The 3,198-nt window shown below is 53.0% G+C and carries 3 protein-coding genes and 1 pseudogene; all 4 read left to right on the forward strand.

The window, feature by feature from the left end; all coding sequences use genetic code 11:
* Window positions 1-797 (forward strand): transposase (locus FHT73_RS29125; protein WP_183716524.1); only part of this gene is annotated, 797 nt, incomplete at its 5' end.
* A gap of 21 nt (window positions 798-818) precedes the next feature.
* Window positions 819-995: pseudogene (locus FHT73_RS29130) on the forward strand (IS5/IS1182 family transposase); the annotation flags it as partial.
* Window positions 996-1,190: 195 nt separating this feature from the next.
* Window positions 1,191-2,057 (forward strand): FkbM family methyltransferase, encoded by an 867-nt coding sequence (locus FHT73_RS29135; protein WP_183716526.1) that lies wholly within the window; start codon window positions 1,191-1,193, stop codon window positions 2,055-2,057.
* A gap of 154 nt (window positions 2,058-2,211) precedes the next feature.
* On the forward strand, window positions 2,212-2,871 hold the full coding sequence (locus FHT73_RS29780) for a transposase (protein ID WP_281409890.1): 660 nt from the start codon (window positions 2,212-2,214) through the stop codon (window positions 2,869-2,871).
* Window positions 2,872-3,198 lie beyond the last annotated feature (327 nt).

Raw genomic sequence — 3,198 nt, forward strand, 5'->3', positions numbered from 1 at the left:
CGCACAGGCAATCTCGTCAGGAAATTTTCGACACGCTTCAAGCTTTGCGCCAGCAGGGCCTCACCTACAGCGAGATTGCAAGGCGGACCGGATACGAGCGCCGCAGCATCGTGAATTGGCTTACTTCCAATGCACCTCGTGACAGAAACCGGGCAGCGTTGAATTCGACATCGCCATTGTATTTTGAAACATTCCTGGCTGAGTGCTGGAAGAATGGAAACCGGGTTGGGCGCCATCTGTTTTACGACATCAAGAACCGCTGCTATACCGGCAGCCGCTCCAATCTGGAGCGCCTGTTGAAGGTTTGGCGTGAAGTCGAAAACATTCAACCCGACGAGCCGACTCCGGAAATGGATATTTCAGAACCCGTCCGCGATCCCGATACGGGCCATATGATCTCGTCCGTAGTGGCTGCAGCTTTGTGCATAAAACCGCGCGGCATGCTGACAGATCGTCAGGCCAGAAAGGTCAATGCCTTGAAGCAGGGCTCTCGAGCATTCGCCATAATGCGTGGCTTGGCTATGCGCTTCAACGGCATATTGCGCAGCAGGAGCTCGCAAGCACTGGATGAATGGATGGACGATGCCGTCGACACCGAGCTCACGGCAATCATGCGTTTCGCCAGCATTTTGCGCCGGGATATTGATGCCGTCAAAAATGCAATCGAACTCCCTTGGAGCAACGGGCAAGCCGAAGGGCAGATCAACCGCCTCAAGATGCTGAAGCGAGCAATGTACGGTCGCGCCGGTCCAGAGCTGATGAGGGCGAGAATGCTGCCGCTGAATCACAGAAATTGAGGAAGAGCCCGATTAAATGCAAAACGACAGCTGGTCGAGACCGCGATCGGTCGTTACAAATCGATTATCGGACACCGGCTGCGGGCGCGCTCATTCGGAGCGCAGCGGACGGAAGTCGCCATCGGCTGCTCGGTCCTCAATAGAATGCTGGCATGCGCACGCCCGAAATCCGTCCGCTGCAAGACTGCAACGCCGTAGCAACAGCATCAAAGACGGAATTCCGTTCTTTCAACGAACCGCGCACCAAAGCCCATCCTTGACAGAGATGTCAAGTTGTCAATCCAGTTAGTGTAAGGACCACCAGAAGGTGTTATCCCGGTAACCGATTGGATAGCAACCGCTTACTCCGGTCCGCCACCAACTGCGTATTTCTAAGCCTGCGCGAGGCGTGTAATGTTTTTCGCATCTTTTCGCTCAGGGGAGAAATCGTCGGTGGCAATTCAGGCGAACGCGAAGTACTTTAATGCCCGCTGGTGGAAGGCGGCCCTTTCGTCAAGGTTGAACGATGCAGTGACGTCGATTAGATTCGCTCCTTACGAAACGAGACTCACGGTCAACGGTATCGGGTTCAATTTCGCTGTCACGACGCCTCTCGCAAAGAATTGGTACGCGAGACATGCTAACATTCATTCCCACGAAATGGATGCTATAGCGCTGCTCGGCTTAATTGATGCCACTGTTTTCGAATGTGGTGGTCATCATGGACGTGACTGCATTCTCCTTTCGAAAATGGTTGGGGACGAAGGGAAAGTGGTTAGCTTCGAGCCCTTCCCCGAAAACTTCGATGCATTGCAGAAGAACCTCGAAATCAATCAGATTAGTAATACCGTTGCTATCAACGCGGCGGTAGGAGCAAAGCCTGGCGTATTGCATATCAAATCGCGTTCAAATGCGAAGGTAACCAGTCGGGGTGGCATTGCGGTTCCTGTTGTAACCCTCGACGAATGGGCAGAGACCAACACCGTTTGGCCGGACGTGATAAAAATTGACGTCGAGGGGTTCGAATTCGAAGTTCTGCGCGGAGCAGAGAAAATCTTACGGAGAACACCGGCGCTGTCGATCGAGATCCATTGCGACATCGTTGGCGAGTTCGGCGCGGAGCCAGAAGATATCTGGGGACTGATAGATATTACCAAATACGACATCTGGATTCAGCGAAACGATGGCGTTGCGGCCATACCATTGGTGCAAACAACCAAGCTGGAAGGGCGTCCGCATTTGCTCTTCTTGCCCAAGGACCGCCACGCGACAAGGCTATAAAGGTAATCTTGCTTCGAGTGGTGGCCCCGCACAGACGAGGGCCAGAACGTTCTCGTGAAAATTCTAGCCCTTCTTCTGATTGAGATAACCATGCTTAATATTGGTGGCGTCGCCTTAACCGCGTGGTTGGGATCGGCTTGATATTCGGATAGTCATGACCGAAGCCTCGCATGCCCACTTCAGACGCCATCGCTTTCCCGCTGAGATCATTGCCCATGCCGTGTGGCTCTACTATCGATTTCCGCTCAGCTTGCACGATGTCGAAGATCTGTTAGCCGAGCGCGGCATCGCCGTCTCGTTTCAGACCGTCGCGGAATGGGCGGCGAAATTCGGCTTGAAGTTCGCTCATCAGCTCCGACGCCGCTCACGAGGCCAGTTTGCCGATAAGTGGCAGCTCGATGAGATGGTGGTGACGATCAAGGGAAAGAAATACTGGCTATGGCCTATCAGGAGCCATGCTTCGCGTAGGAGGTTTGTCGCAATGCCTGCGCCTTGTGAAAGGGAGCTTCTGATTTTGCTTCAGCGGGAGTACGACGAGAGCAAGATTCCTGGTCGGATCCACATGAATGGAGCATGTCATCATAAGTCGTCCGGTGTCATCGTAGACTTGGGGCCTGGGGTATCGGAGTTCGCAGAGGACGAGATCGTAGAAGTGAGTTGGTTGCAGAATGTTTGTTTGCGCTGTGAATGTTTCGAGATGGGCTTGGGCCGAAAGTGCGAACATCAACGAATCAAATCTCGCTCTGCGGAGCGGCCTGGCACAGATTTCGTCATCGCGTCAGTAGTTTCTACAAACAAGCTCACTGACAATTAAACATGCAGGGACCGCCTTAATCACCGCTTCTCCGACAGCTCCTGGCTCAGCTCGGCCGTACATTACCGACATCTTATTTGATCAACTACAGGGTGTGCACTGACGGAGAAAATTCGATCTTTAGCTTATTATCATGTTTTCAGTACCGCAAAGATTGTGTTGACAGAATATCTACTCGCCCACATCATTTTGTAGGGCAAAATCAGCACTGCGGAGTGTGTGCCATGCAAGCCTGTTGGTTTTCACGCGGAACTGAGCCGGTCAGGCGCATAATTTCCATTGAGAATTGAGCCATGTGAACCTTCCCCCAACGCGGTGAGCGACAGG

Origin of the sequence: Rhizobium sp. BK098, from assembly GCF_014193155.1 — a bacterium.
Lineage (GTDB): Bacteria > Pseudomonadota > Alphaproteobacteria > Rhizobiales > Rhizobiaceae > Rhizobium.